The 13592-nt window shown below is 53.0% G+C and carries 15 protein-coding genes; all 15 read right to left on the bottom strand.

All coding sequences use genetic code 11. From position 1 onward, the window contains the following. Positions 1-118: 118 nt before the first annotated feature. A complete protein-coding gene (locus tag VLE72_01000) occupies positions 119-388 on the bottom strand; it encodes a YggT family protein (GenBank protein ID HSX14474.1) in 270 nt (89 codons plus the stop codon). Further along, complete coding sequence (locus tag VLE72_00995) at positions 388-645, bottom strand: hypothetical protein (protein ID HSX14473.1); 258 nt, start codon at positions 643-645, stop codon at positions 388-390. The genes VLE72_01000 and VLE72_00995 overlap by 1 nt, the downstream gene beginning before the upstream one ends. A gap of 820 nt (positions 646-1465) precedes the next feature. Then, complete coding sequence (locus VLE72_00990; protein ID HSX14472.1) at positions 1466-1960, bottom strand: hypothetical protein; 495 nt, start codon at positions 1958-1960, stop codon at positions 1466-1468. A 150-nt stretch (positions 1961-2110) separates the two neighbouring features. Continuing rightward, positions 2111-4972 (bottom strand): adenosylcobalamin-dependent ribonucleoside-diphosphate reductase, encoded by a 2862-nt coding sequence (locus VLE72_00985; protein HSX14471.1) that lies wholly within the window; start codon positions 4970-4972, stop codon positions 2111-2113. A 241-nt stretch (positions 4973-5213) separates the two neighbouring features. Continuing rightward, the gene (gene nrdR / locus VLE72_00980) at positions 5214-5672 is read right to left on the bottom strand and encodes a transcriptional regulator NrdR (GenBank protein ID HSX14470.1); all 459 of its coding nucleotides are present in this window, start codon (positions 5670-5672) and stop codon (positions 5214-5216) included. Positions 5673-5793: 121 nt separating this feature from the next. Further along, positions 5794-7101: a cell division protein FtsZ gene (ftsZ, locus tag VLE72_00975; protein ID HSX14469.1), complete on the bottom strand. Its 1308-nt coding sequence runs from the start codon at positions 7099-7101 to the stop codon at positions 5794-5796. A 206-nt stretch (positions 7102-7307) separates the two neighbouring features. Then, positions 7308-8543, bottom strand: a complete 1236-nt coding sequence (gene ftsA, locus VLE72_00970) for a cell division protein FtsA (GenBank protein ID HSX14468.1) — start codon at positions 8541-8543, stop codon at positions 7308-7310. Positions 8544-8621: 78 nt separating this feature from the next. Then, positions 8622-9371 carry a type I methionyl aminopeptidase gene (gene map / locus VLE72_00965; protein HSX14467.1) on the bottom strand — a complete coding sequence of 250 codons (750 nt, stop codon included), beginning with the start codon at positions 9369-9371 and terminating at the stop codon, positions 8622-8624. Then, entirely contained in the window at positions 9368-9904 is a 537-nt protein-coding gene (locus VLE72_00960; GenBank protein HSX14466.1) for a nucleoside monophosphate kinase, read from the bottom strand. Before VLE72_00960 ends, map begins: the two co-directional genes overlap by 4 nt. Then, a complete protein-coding gene (locus VLE72_00955; GenBank protein HSX14465.1) occupies positions 9892-10224 on the bottom strand; it encodes a diacylglycerol kinase family protein in 333 nt (110 codons plus the stop codon). Before VLE72_00955 ends, VLE72_00960 begins: the two co-directional genes overlap by 13 nt. 8 nt (positions 10225-10232) lie before the next feature. Next, positions 10233-10703 carry an rRNA maturation RNase YbeY gene (gene ybeY / locus VLE72_00950; protein ID HSX14464.1) on the bottom strand — a complete coding sequence of 157 codons (471 nt, stop codon included), beginning with the start codon at positions 10701-10703 and terminating at the stop codon, positions 10233-10235. Continuing rightward, a complete protein-coding gene (locus VLE72_00945; protein ID HSX14463.1) occupies positions 10703-11137 on the bottom strand; it encodes a GatB/YqeY domain-containing protein in 435 nt (144 codons plus the stop codon). The genes ybeY and VLE72_00945 overlap by 1 nt, the downstream gene beginning before the upstream one ends. Continuing rightward, positions 11137-11349 (bottom strand): 30S ribosomal protein S21, encoded by a 213-nt coding sequence (gene rpsU, locus VLE72_00940; GenBank protein HSX14462.1) that lies wholly within the window; start codon positions 11347-11349, stop codon positions 11137-11139. The genes VLE72_00945 and rpsU overlap by 1 nt, the downstream gene beginning before the upstream one ends. Positions 11350-11425: 76 nt before the next feature. Further along, complete coding sequence (locus VLE72_00935; GenBank protein ID HSX14461.1) at positions 11426-11746, bottom strand: HIT domain-containing protein; 321 nt, start codon at positions 11744-11746, stop codon at positions 11426-11428. A gap of 524 nt (positions 11747-12270) precedes the next feature. After that, complete coding sequence (gene hisS, locus VLE72_00930) at positions 12271-13548, bottom strand: histidine--tRNA ligase (GenBank protein ID HSX14460.1); 1278 nt, start codon at positions 13546-13548, stop codon at positions 12271-12273. Positions 13549-13592: the final 44 nt, after the last annotated feature.

Raw genomic sequence — 13592 nt, 5'->3', positions numbered from 1 at the left:
GACCAGTTCTACTACCTTTTTCTCGCTTGCCCTTCGTAGCTTTAGCGAAGGAGGGTTCTTCTGGCTGCTCGTGGCTGATAACCACTCCGGCGCATTTATGATTGTGGCTTAATTATGCCTAACCCAGGTGCAGAAGTAAATAGTGAGCCGCCCAGACTAGAGCCTGAAGTAAAAAGAAAGCCGCCAGCGGTGCCAAATCTATCATGCCGGTCTGAGGCATTAACTTGCGAATGGGTACCAGCACTGGTTCGGTTAATTCATAGAGCCAGGTGGTTATTGCATTACTGCCCGGATGAGGATAAATCCAACTCAGCACCACTCGGCCCAACAACAAGATCGTAAACACCAGCGAAAACAGATCTATAAAAGTGACGATGATCGGAATCATCAGCCGTTCACGTAGTAACTAACGTCGCTAGCGTTCGGCAAAACGCCTAGCCAACGGTGGATCATTTGGCCATCATCGCGGGTGATGACAGCTCCGGGGCGCATGGTCATATCGTAGAGTTCGCTGAGGCGCGCACCCTCCACGCTATCGGCGTCCAGATTAATAGTTTCGACTTGCAGCTTGGTTAACTGATCAGTTAGAGCCTGGGTTTGGTCCTGACTGGATGCGCCGGTGGTATAGAATAAATAAGTTTTCATCAAGAAAATTGTAGCATAAAAGGAAAGACCCCCGCGCATGGAGCGCAGGGGCCGTTTGCGAGACTGGCTCGCTTTTTCAGACTGAGGGCGGGCTATTTCTAGGTGATCTTGGACAGAACTTGATGCACCGAGCACCGGTCTGATTGTGATAGGGCCCGCAGATTGCGGCGTGGGAATTCCACGATTTGACCTGGTCTGACCTTCCGGGCACCACGACCCATGACGGCCGCGAGGCAATCCTGAACCGTGCCCGCCGGAAGGTTGGGCTTGACCTTGAACCGCACTAGATCGGCCATAGATCCCTCTCTGAACCGAATTGTGAAATATAGTGGAGGCGGCGGATTCGAACCACGACCTTCCGAGTTTGGACCTCGGCTGCTCTACCGTAACTGAGCTACGCCCCCAGAGGGACTGAGCGGGCATTGGTTAGTGACTTATTCCTGGATTGGCGATCCAAGAGCCACCACCGGCCTCACTCGCCCCTAGCCGGGGAGGTGGGATTCGAACCCACGTACTGATGTGGATGGGCGCTGTCCAACAACGACCATTCACACCAACCGGCCTGCGCTGATGCGCGCTCTCCCCGAAAAAAATTAGCCTTGGCGGTTTGCTCAAGGCCGGGCAATCGATTTGTGGCGGGCCTTAAGCGCATGTATTGGGCAACAGCATAAAGTCGGCTGTAATGCCGCAAATGCTTACCCAAATTGGCTGCTTTAAAGCTTTCACGTTAGCTAGGCTACTCCTGCAGGTAGATAAAGTCAAGATTGATCACAAAGTATTAGGGCCCGGATCCGCTGATGCGAACTCGGGCCCAGATGTTCTAGGTACAACCAGAGGTGGCGCCGCAGGTGGGGCAGGCCCAACACGAGCCAGCTCTTTGCATGTGGTCGCCACAGACATGGCAGATCCGGGTCTCGTTGTCCGGCAGCCGGTCCTCAGCTGGGATTGGTAAATACAGCCAAGGATACTCTTGGTCCCGGAAATAGCGCACGAAGTTCCAACCAGTGGGGGTTGCGGTGATACGCAACCGATCAAAGTCCGTTTCCGGATTGCCAGGTCGGCGGGCATGAATGATCCGCAGTTCAAGTGCTTCGTCGAGTCTCAAATTGATAAGCCTGTGTTTCGGCTCCGGCAAAGGTTCAGTATCGAGAGCTTCAAGCGACAACTTGGGAATGATCGCAAGTCTTTGCCAACGACCAGCCCGTTTGTGGTTGATCTGCCAACTGTGATCAAACCAGATGACCTCAAGCTCCAAGCGGGTATTGGCGGCTGGCGATGTCACGTGGACGCCACCCTTAGGCATCAGCATTTCCATGCGGGCTCCAGGTGTCAAAGAAATTGGACGTAAGTAAGTATTAAATAAAGTTTGCCTGCTTGCAAGCAAAAGCTTAATAAAGTTTACGGGCCCGAGTTCGCCTTGCGGCAAACCCGGGCCCATGGGGGGTTGAACTTTGTGACTAGCTGACTAGCCGCACTTGTTATAGGTGCAGCTATGGGGGAAGTTTGCACACTTCTGGCAGCCCTCGGAGTAGATGACTTGAGCTGAGCGGCACTCGGGGCAGATGTTGCCACGGGTCTCCACGACAGCTTTCTCTTCGACGGGCTGTGTGGGTGTCAATGCCACCACTTCGGTGATCATTGAAACCTGGGCCTGCGTTTCAGAAGCCTCATCCCTTGCCGCAGTGATGGCGGCTTCCACGGCATCAGCATGCTGGAGCAAGAAATGACCCAGCGCGTCCGGAATCGAGAGTGCCTTGCGTTCGGGACGAAGTCCCTCTTCGCGTGTGCTACCTCCAATTCCCATGATGGCATCTGCGCCATCCCGGACGTCACCACCGAGCCGAAGGCCCCACGAGAAGAGCCGCCCGATAGCCTCCATGAATGCCGGGATGTCCTCACCGGACTTCCCGATGCTGCATCGGATGTGATACGGCCGCCCAGGGTGTTCTCGAAGTTCGCAGACGTCAACCCAGAGCTTGCCGAACGGAGTACGAACGGCGTACTCGATTGTGGGCAACCCTCTGCCCGGAGTGCTGATGTAATCCGGCAGAGGCAACGGCCGCACAAATGGCCAGTGAGCCTCGTCGAGCACCTCAAGCTCTCCAGTTTCCGGAGTCTCAGTACTGACCGAAAGCACCTCGAGATCACGGCTACCTTGACGGTAGATCGTGATCCCCTTGCAACGCGTTCGGGTAGCAAGGTGGTAGGCCTCGTTCACATCCTCGACCGTCGCTGCATTAGCGAAGTTGATGGTCTTGGAAATGGAGTTATCCACGAAAGCCTGTAATGCCGCTTGGGTCATGACATGCTCGGCCGGAGTCAGGTCGGCTGCCACCACGAAGGCGTATTGCACTGACTCGGGCACTGAGTCCAGCCCCTGACAGGAGCCGTTATTCATGGCAACAGCCTCGGCAACTACTGCAAGCATGTTCTCATCGAAGCCTTCACGCCTCAATGCCTCTTCCAAGAGGCTTGAGACGTATGAAAGCTCGATGTTCTCAGCTTCCTGCATCATGATGCGCTTGTAGATCAACGCGAACATGCACTCGCCACCGTATCCTTCGACGCCGGCCGTTGAGGCGATTGTCCCTGTTGGGGCGAAGGTATTGGTGGCTGAGTTGCGAATGCCGTGAGCCAGCAGCCCCTCCTCCACCAGCTGCCAGTTGCAGGGCGGCCGGCCGAAGTCAAGCTTGTGCTCGACCAGCGGCTTGGGTGTCTCCCAGAGGTTGATGGTGCAAGGTGTCTCACCGTCGTCCATCACCGTCTGCACCTTAGCCCCAAATCCGTGCTCACGCAGCAGCGCTGGGTCGTAGATGGAGTTGGCGATCCAGGGGAAGGCCCCGCGCTCCTCTGCCCGCTCGATAGCAGACATCATGGAGATGAAGCGCATCCGCTCAGCCACCTGGCTAGCGAAGTCGAGCCCATCCTCAGAGCCGTACCGAACGCCAATAGCGCCCCGACCCGGATTGAAGACTTTGACCATGGCATCGGCCACTCCCATCTCTCCCAGACCAACCCGCCGACCGTTCTGGGCGGCAAACTCCAACTCCGGAACGCTGGGCACGTAGCCGTTGGCATCGACCACGTCATCCAACATCTGGTAGGCCAAGCGGTGGTAGCGGTCGAACTCGCCCCAGTCAAGACTGCCATCTTCACGAACAAAGTTCTGGATGGCAATCGAGCCGAGGCAGCAGTTCTCGTATGGCGCAAGCCACTGTTCACCACAAGGGTTAGTGGACTCCAGTGTGTAGCGCGTGGGGCACGGGTTGAACCGGTTGGCCTCGTCGATGAAGAGGAGGCCAGGATCGCCCTTCTCCCAGGCGCAGCGCACAATGTAATCCCACAGTTCCCGAGCTGGAATACTCGTGACCTTTTCGCCCTTCCACTCAACCTTGGCCACGGGGCCATCGGGTCCGGGAAAGTGGAAGTTCCAGTCGCTGTTGTTCTCGACGGCTTCGAGGAAGCGATCAGTCACGCCGACCGAGATATTGAAGTTTTTGAGTAAGCCCTCCTCTACCTTTGCGCGAATAAAGGCTAGGGCATCCGGGTGCCAGATTGGGCAGACACCCATGTTAGCCCCCCTCCGGCTACCGCCCTGCCGGATCTCCTCAAAGACAGCGTTGTACATCCGCAGATAGCCAACCACTCCGGTAGACTGCCCCATACTCGACCGAACAATTGACCCCTCCGGACGCAAGCGCCCAAACGAGAAACCGTTGCCGCCGCCAGTCTTCTGAATGGCAACGGCATCCCGCACCGTTTTCATGATGTTGGCATACCCGTCCACCAATGTATCCTCAATGGGAAGTACGAAGCAGGCGGCGAGTTGACCAAGCGGTGTACCCGCACCCGTCCAGGTGGGAGAGTTCGGGATGAAAATGAGCCGGCTGGTCATTTCGTAGTAGGCGGCGGCTCTCTCCAACCAGTCGTCGATGCCGTTTTCCACCAAGTCCCAGAAGCTCTTGAGCTTCCGTCCGTGCTCAAGCTGCCAGTTGAACTGGCGCACAATTGTGCGGTATGGGAACGGCATCTCCTCGTAAGTCAGCCTTGTGAGGTCGATCCTCTCCGGCTCAACGTCGCCCTCTTCCCAGTCGGCCCCTTCGACGTAGAGCACAGTAACGCTGGCTACGTTGACGTTGACTCGCCAATGCGTTTCGGCCGGCGATTCGGTCGGCTCACCATCGTCGTCCTTGCGCGGATAACGCTTGTTGAAGACCTTGAGGGAATTAGGGTTGTACGGAGGCTCAAAGATGGTGGCCATCGCAAACGCCCCCTGGATCCGAGCGTCCAGCTTGGTCAGTCGCTCGAGTTCGATGGTTGCGGTCATGGTAGTAGCTCCTTTCTGCCGCTGGCGGCAGACTTTCGTTTGCCGTAGAGCAGCAGAGGTGTTCTGCCTTCGACTGTACGGACTACCAGGGCACGTTACCCCCTAACGCACCCTCATAGCCCGTACAGTCAGTCTGGCGCTCATGCCATGACCATTTAGCTAGTCACATATTGTCAACGTTCTCTTCGAGCTTGATGGCTCGTTCCTGCCCTGGGGCAAAAACCAACCATCAAAAACCCCTTTAAGTCCCCTTATTTTTGAGCCTCAGTAATTCTTGTTCAAAGCTCGCCACGTCGGCAAAACTGCGATAAACACTGGCAAAGCGAACGTAGGCCACATCGTCGAGCGAAAATAATTTTTGCATGACTAATTCGCCGATGCGATCGCTCTCGACCTCGGCCTCCCCCCACCCACGGACTTCGCGTTCGATTTGGGCAATGATTTCTTCCACCAAGGCAATAGCAATCGGTCGCTTCTCGCAAGCTTTATAAATCCCCCCAGCCACCTTCCTACGATCGAATAACTCTCGCCGGCCGTCCTTTTTGACGACAGCGATTGAGGGCATCTCCAAGCGCTCGTAAGTTGTAAAGCGGTGGCCGCAGCGCAAACACTGACGGCGGCGCCTGACCACGGTGCCTTCATCTAAATCCCGCGATTCAATGACTTTCGAATCGAGATAATCGCACTCGCGGCATTTCATTTCCCCTCCTAAGAATTCGGACTTATATTTGTTTAGACGCCATATATAGCGTAAGTACTATACTAGTATAACGCTAGGCTTACTACCCTCGTCAAGACTTTTTTACGATTATCTTGAATGTCTATTCGACTTTGCGGCGAATAAAGGCTGGTACATCTAAATCGTCATCTTCTAAATTGAGGCTACTAACATCCGCTACGACTGAACTTTTGGCTTCCACCGGCTTATCAGCGCTTTTGATGGCTTGATCAACACTCATGGTGGTATCGAGTTCGCTAGGGTCAGGTTCGGGCTCGATGCTAGCCAGCGCCGAGCGTCTGGCCGGCTCAGGTTGAACCTCAGGCTCTTCGACCTCGGCTGGAATTGGTTCGCCAAAGCCTTGGGGTCGCTCGTTGATGAAGGGCTGGCGGGCCTCGGTAATAACATCGGGTTCAAACAGCGGCTCGGTTTCGGCCGTCTCTGGGGTCGATTTAATATGGCCGGCAAAACCAGTCGCTACCACCGTGATTTTGATATCGTCATCGAGGGTTTCATCAAGTACAGCCCCAAAGATAATGTTGGCCTCCGGATCAACCGCATCGGTAATGGTTTTGGCAGCCTCGTCGATTTCGTGCATGGTCATGTTGCGCCCACCAGTAATGTTGAACAATACGCCTTTGGCGCCTTCGACGCTGACTTCTAGTAGCGGTGAATCGATAGCCTGGCGGGCAGCCTGAATGGCGCGATTTTCGCCTCCGGCTTTGCCGATGCCCATCAGCGATGACCCGGCATCAGTCATAATGGCCTTAATATCGGCGAAGTCTAGGTTGATCAAACCATGAATGGTAATTAGATCCGATATCCCTTGCACGCCTTGCTGCAAGACCTCATCAACCACATGGAAAGCATCCATTAGTGAGGTTTTGCGATCGATCATTTGGAGCAAGCGATCATTCGGAATAGTAATCAGGGTATCAACGTTATCTTTGAGCTCATCAATGGCCACATCGGCATTACGCCGCCGGCGTTCGCCTTCGAAGGTGAATGGTTTGGTAGCAATTCCGACCACCAAAGCGCCCAGCTCCTTGGCCGCGCCAGCAATGAATGGTCCAGCACCAGAACCGGTGCCACCGCCGGCCCCGATCGGGATGAAGACCATATCGGCGCCTTTTAGCATTTCATAAATATCAGCTTCGCTTTCCTCAGCGGCTTTGCGCCCAACGGCTGGATCCGAACCAGAACCAAGACCCCGAGTGGTTTCCTTGCCAATGTGGACTTTCCTGGGGGCACTAGAATAGTGCAGAGCCTGGGCATCGGTATTAACCACGACAAACTCCACTCCCTGGACTCTCGATGTAATCATACGCTCGATGGCGGCACTGCCGGCTCCCCCAACTCCAACCACCTTAATCCGAGCAAAGGTCTGAACTTCTGGAATTATCTCTGCCATCTTCCCCTTTATTTGAAAACCCTTAATTCTAATTTGGTTATAAAAAACCCAACAATTCCCACGTGGGTACAGTCGTTAGTATATGCAAACGCCCTAGTTAATGCAACTTTTTTATTCGCCCTGAATACATTAATACTGGCGAATACTTTTTTTGAACAATTTCATTTATGTAGCGGTTCATTCAGCCGCAGTTGGCTTAAAGATAATTATGGTAACAGGTTGCGAAGTGTCTTTTTGATGCGGTCAACGGTCTGGCCAATTTTGAGGTTGGCTTTGTCTTCGGTATGCGAATAGGCCATATTTTCTAACATCAAACCGACTGGTGCGGCGTAGGCTGGGTCGCTCACGCGATCAGCGATGCCGCTCAAACCCTCCGGCTTGCCAATTGCGACTGGCAGGCCTAAGGCTTGTTTGGCCAGATCAGCCAGTCCCGGTAGCTTAGCGCCACCACCAGTTAAGACCACGCCGGCCGGTAGCATCCCGTCTTTACTGACTTTCTTAAGTTCAGCTTTAATCATCTGCATCATCTCATCTAGTCTAGCGCCGACAATTCGATTCAGTTCACGCCGGGAGACGACCACTTCGTCTGAGGTTAGTTCTTCAATGCGTAACTTCTCGGTTGAACTAACCTTACCCGGGTGGGCGTTGACGTATTTGAGTTTTATTTTTTCGGCTACATCGATGCTGGTTCTTAGGCCAATCGCTAGATCATTGGTAATATGTCCGGCCCCGATCGGTAGCACACTGCTGTAGAGGACATCCCCCTCTTCGAAAACCGCAATGCCAGTGGTGCCGCCGCCGATGTCGACTAGAGCCACACCGAGCTCCTTCTGCCGCTTGGTCAGCACGGCCCGAGCGGCCGCCAGCGGTACCAACACCTGACCTTCGATATCGATACCAGCCTGATAAATACTGCGATTGAGGTTTTTAATGGCTGGGCTGGCTCCGGTAATAATGTGGGCTTCAACCTCCAGACGAACGCCATTCATGCCGACTGGGTCTTTGATATTGGTTTGAGTGTCAACGTTATAACTACGGGGGAAAACTTGTAAAATTTCTTGGTTGGGCGGCAATTGAACCGCGGTCGCGGCCTCTTCGGCCCGATGCACATCATCCAATGTGATTTCCTGATCAGCCCGACCGACAGCGATAGTGCCTTTGGAATTAAGGCTGGTGACGTGGGCACCATCAATGCTGATAGTCGCTCGATCAATCGTAACCCCAGAAATTCTCTCAGCTTCATCAACGGCTGTGGTAATGGAAGTAACGGTTTCCTCAACGTCTACCACCACCCCCTTACGCATGCCAGTAGTCGGTGCGGTGCCAACGCCGATAATGCTGGGGTTGGTGGCACCTTCCTCGGCTAGCCCAACCACGCAGCAGACTTTGGTGCTGCCGATGTCGAGACCTATGTAAGTTTGTTCGGGCTGTTTTGCGGACACAAAATTTGTTCCTATTTTTCTAGGTTATTATAGACTGCCAGGGTCTGGGCTTTCAAGCGTATCACGCTCCAGTATACACTAGGCCTTGGTTAGAATCTCGCTGCCCCGATCAGTTATTAAAATAGTGTGTTCAAATTGAGCTGACAGGCTGCCATCAACCGTTTTGAAAGTCCAGCGATCAGGAGCCAACCGGACGGCGTGATGGCCCAGTGTGGCCATCGGTTCAATTGCAATGGTCATGCCGGCTAATAATTTTGGTCCAGGGTAGCCGGTCCGAAAATTGGGTATTTCCGGATCCTCGTGAATGCCGTGACCAACCCCATGCCCACAGAGGGCTTCAACTACGCCTAGCTTATCGCGCCGCAAACGGTCCTCGATGACACCCGAGATGTCATCGACCACAATGCCCGCTTGAGCAGCTTTTATACCCAGGGCCAGTGAGTCGGCCGTGGCATGCATTAAACGCTTGGCCTCCTTTGAGACCGCTCCCACACCGATGGTGGTAGCAGCATCGGTAATCATGCCATCGTATGAAACACAAAAATCAAACGAGACAATATCACCATCACGAACTACCCTATCTCCAGGTATGCCGTGAACGACCTCATCGTTAATACAAATACAGATTGGTTCGGGGTAGCCCTCATAGCCCAGAATCGGCGTCCCGCCGCCCAAGCGCTTGGTTTCCGAGGCTGCTAGGCCCGATAGCTCACCAGTGGTGATCCCAGCCACAGTTTGGGGTTTTAAAAATTCCAGCACCTGGGCCAAAATTTGGCCACCCGTTCTCATGGCGGTAATTTCGCTCTCAGTTTTGACGCGGTTCATCATAGGCTTGCAGCAATGCGCTCAGCCACTTCTTCTGGCGTCCCAGCCCCCTCGATTTCGATTAAGCGCCCATCGTGACGGTAGCTAGAAATGACTGGTTCAGTCTGGGTAGTGTATTCCTGCCACCGATGTTTGATCACAGCCTTAGGATCATCTGAGCGTCCGCGAGACTCTAGGCGTTTGAGAGCTTCGGCTTCAGTAACATTGATAACGAAAATATGGCCCAACTCCCGGCCTAGTTTGTTTAGGGCCTGATCTAGCCATTTAGCCTCAGCCTTGAGTCTGGGAAAACCATCAAGCAGAATTGGTAGACTAGCGTCAATTTGCTCAATGGCGGCCAGCAGAACCTTTTCAACGACTTCGCTGGACTCCAACTCTCCCGAATCGATCGTAGCCTTGATGGCCGAATCATTTGATGCCCGCAGCAAGGCCCCGGTCGATATCTGGACGTAGCGGTGGCTGGCGGCCAGCCGGCTAGCCTGTTCGGATTTCCCCGAACCTGGGGGCCCTAGGATAATATCGACTAGCCCTGCCATACCAATCCCAATATATAGGGCCAAAAGATAGCGATACCGATGACAATAGCACCACAAGCCGCTACTAGGACCGCCCCGGCCGTCATATCTTTGATCAGCCTAACCTTGGGATTTTCTTTGCCATCAACTAAGTTTAGGGTTTCTTCGATAGCTGTATTTAAGAGTTCAGCCAAAAAGACCAGTAGGATAGCAAAGAAAATCGCTGCCATCTCAGCGTTGGAAATATTTAAAATCAGACCGAGTAAGAGCGTTAGTAGCGCTATCACAACGTGAATTCGAGCATTGCGCTCGCTACGCAGAACGCTGATTACCCCGTTCATAGCATCTGTTAGGCTGCGGATGAATCCCATTCAAAGTTCCTATAGGTTAATCCTAAATCGTGCATCAGCCCGGCCTGGATGATCTCCATTCGCCTACGGCCGCTTGAGTCGGCGTGATCAAGTCCGATCAGATGGAGGCAGCCGTGGATGAAGAGCAAAACGATTTCGGTTTCTAGATCGGTACCGGCTTTAGCGGCCTGGCGTTCGGCCGTCTCACGGCTTATCGCCATATCGCCGATTTCGCCACCCGGCTCTGCCCCATCTTCTAAGTAATTGAAGCTCAACACATCGGTGGCGTAATCGTTGCCGCTATACTTCTTATTTAAGGCTCGAATCTCGCTATCGTCAACTAGCTTAAGGTTAATTGTGCCGTTTGGCAGATTCTGCGCCGTGGCATTTAGAGCGGTGATAACAGCTTCTAGTAAAGCCTTTTTAACGCCCTTGGGTAAAGGGCCGCTAAGGGCTAATTTGAGGGCCACTAACTTAAATTCTCGCGAACTAATTTAGCGATTTCTGACCCATCGGCACTCGGACCAGCCTTGGCTTTGACGGCACCAATAATGGCTCCCATCTGGGGATTGGGGCCGGCGTCAGTGATGGCTTCGCTAACTAGCGCTTTGAGTTCGTCTGGGTTTAATTGCTTTGGTAAATAGGTTTGGATGATGTCCAGCTCAGCCGATTCGGCCGCGGCCAGATCACCTCGCCCGGCGCCTTCGTATGCCGCAATTGAATCACGACGCTGTTTGGCCTCTTTGATTAACACCGCCATAGCTTCGCCATCAGCTAACTCGTGGCCTTGTTTGATTTCTTCGTTCTTCAAACTGGTTTTAATTAAGCGCATAACCGCCAACTTGTCGGATGCTCCATCGCGCAAAGCCTGGGTGGTTTCCTGATTGATTTGATCAACCAACATTAACGGATTCCTAGGTATTGCTTGGCCTTAATCTCTTTGCGAGCTCGTTTGCGAATTGCAATCTCGCGCTGTTCGCGTTTACTTAGAGGCTTTTCAAAATATTTTTTGCGTCTGGCCACACCCAAAACACCCGACTGCTGAACTTTTTTATTAAAGCGTCGGATTAGGTTTTCGAGACTTTCGCGGTCGTCTTTACGGGTAACTTGTAACAAGTTTAGTTCACCTCCTGGGTGAGTAATGATTCTAACCTGAGTAGTCTACTATACCAGGAGCTGTTTATCAAGACGCTTAGTCCCGGAAGCGCTGGCCGCCCATGATGTGAATGTGAAGATGATCGATGATCTGGCCGCCGGTGCGCCCGACGTTGATTTGCACCCGGTAGCCACCGCCAATACCCAAACTCCTGGCACAAGCCGCTACAGCTTCCAGCAGCTGCCCACCAAGAGTTGGATCTTCCAAATGATCCAAGCTCTCAATATGTTTTTTGGGCACTAACAATACATGGACTGGCGCCTTAGGGTTGATATCCGGGAAGGCAGCTGCGATAGCGTTTTCCCAAACCAGTTTAGATTTATCACCAGCAATCTGGCAAAACAAACAGTCTTTCATAACCAGTATTATAGCTAAAAAAGTAAAGCCCCGTCACTTGGACGGGGTATGGACTAGGGCCGATGCGACTAGCTAGCTTCATCGCAGCGTTGGCGCCAGAGGCAGTAGAGCTTTCGGGTGCTCAACGACCTCAACTTGCCTTTGTAGCCAGAATCCCTCAGGTCGGCGATCATGTATTCCCGAGTTGGCCGGCTGGGCCGTTGATACGTTGATTGGACCGGCCGCTCCCCCGGAAGGACGATTGGTTCAAGCTCCAATATTGCTTCCAACCGTCGCATGGCACATACGCCTATCATCTCGCTGACCCACTGCCCTCCGAGGCGATCGATCGATTGCTCAAGGCACAGCTGTTTGAGCTGATACAATCTCGTCTCTATCAGCTCTTGGCGCTCCTCAGCCATTTGCCTGGTAGTCGTCCGAACATGTACATAACGACTGGTTTGTACCACCACGCCCCCTTGGCGAATAGACCACAAGAACTAAGATAGATTAACCACTTTGGTTCTAACTGTCAACTAGCTAGTCTATTTTTGGTCGAAGCGTTTGCGCAATTCGCCAACGATCTTATTGCGCGGGATCATTTCTTGGGCACCGGAAGTCATATCTCTTAGTATCACGACTTTATCAAAAACTTCCTTTTGACCAATGATGATGGCAAAAGGCACACCCAATTTATCGGCCCTGGTCAGCTGTGAAGCGATGCCGTCCTTATCAATCACGCCCACGGCGCCGACCCGGGCATCCAGCAGCTCTTCGATTAGTTTGAAGCCAGCTAGTCTAGCCGGCTCACCTAGGCTTGCCACAAAGACCTTGCGACCGGTGCTTTTGATCACTGGGACATTATTTTGATCAAGTTCGATGATGATGCGTTCGACGCCTAAGCCGAAGCCAACAGCTGGGGTTGGTTGGCCGCCTAATTCTTCGACCAGCTTATCGTAGCGGCCACCTCCACCCAGGGCACTTTGAGCCCCCTCTCTGGTGCCGTAGAGCTCAAAAACGGTCCGTGTATAGTAATCCAACCCTCGAACTAAGAGATGATTGAGCTCGTAGGTCACCTCAAATTCATCCAGGTACTCTAATACTCCGGTAAAATGAGCCCGGCAGGGTTTACAGAGAAAATCCAGGATCTGGGGTGCTCCTGCCACCACCTTCACACATCCCGGCTCCTTACAATCTAGAACTCTGAGCGGGTTGGTTTTAAGTCGCTGGCGGCAATCCTCACACAGCTGGGATTTTTGGCCTTCCAAATATTCCACCAAAGCGGTTTTATATTTTGGTCGACAAACTTCATCGCCGATCGAATTGATTTGAACCGAAACATCCCTTAACCCTAATTGAGTAATAAAGCGATGCGACAAAATAATCACCTGGGCGTCAATGCTCGGGTTTGATTCGCCGAAGACCTCTACCCCCACTTGGGTAAATTGGCGCTGACGGCCGGCCTGCGGCCGATCGTAGCGAAACATTGGCCCGGCTACAAATAACTTAACTGGCTTCGCCAGTGAAGCCATACCATGCTGAATGTAGGCCCTAACAACGCCGGCAGTTGGCTCTGGCCTAAGCGTTAACTGATTATCCGATTTATCACTAAAGGTGTACATTTCCTTGGACACAATGTCGGTTTCTTGGCCAACGCTGCGCTCAAATAGCCCTGAATCTTCAATGATTGGTGTATCGATGCGCTCGTAGCCGGCGTCGCTGGCCAAAACCTCAAAAAGCCCCATTACCTGCTCGTAACGAGGTTGATCTGGAGGCAGAATGTCGGGCATTCCGCGAACATTTTGAAACTTATTCTTAGCCATCGCTACTCCACCGCTGTCTAGACCGCAAGCGTATCATCCTTGAT

Source organism: Candidatus Saccharimonadales bacterium, from assembly GCA_035480635.1.
Classification (GTDB): Bacteria; Patescibacteriota; Saccharimonadia; order UBA4664; family DATIHN01; genus DATIHN01.
This window is presented reverse-complemented; position numbering and strand designations above follow the sequence as displayed.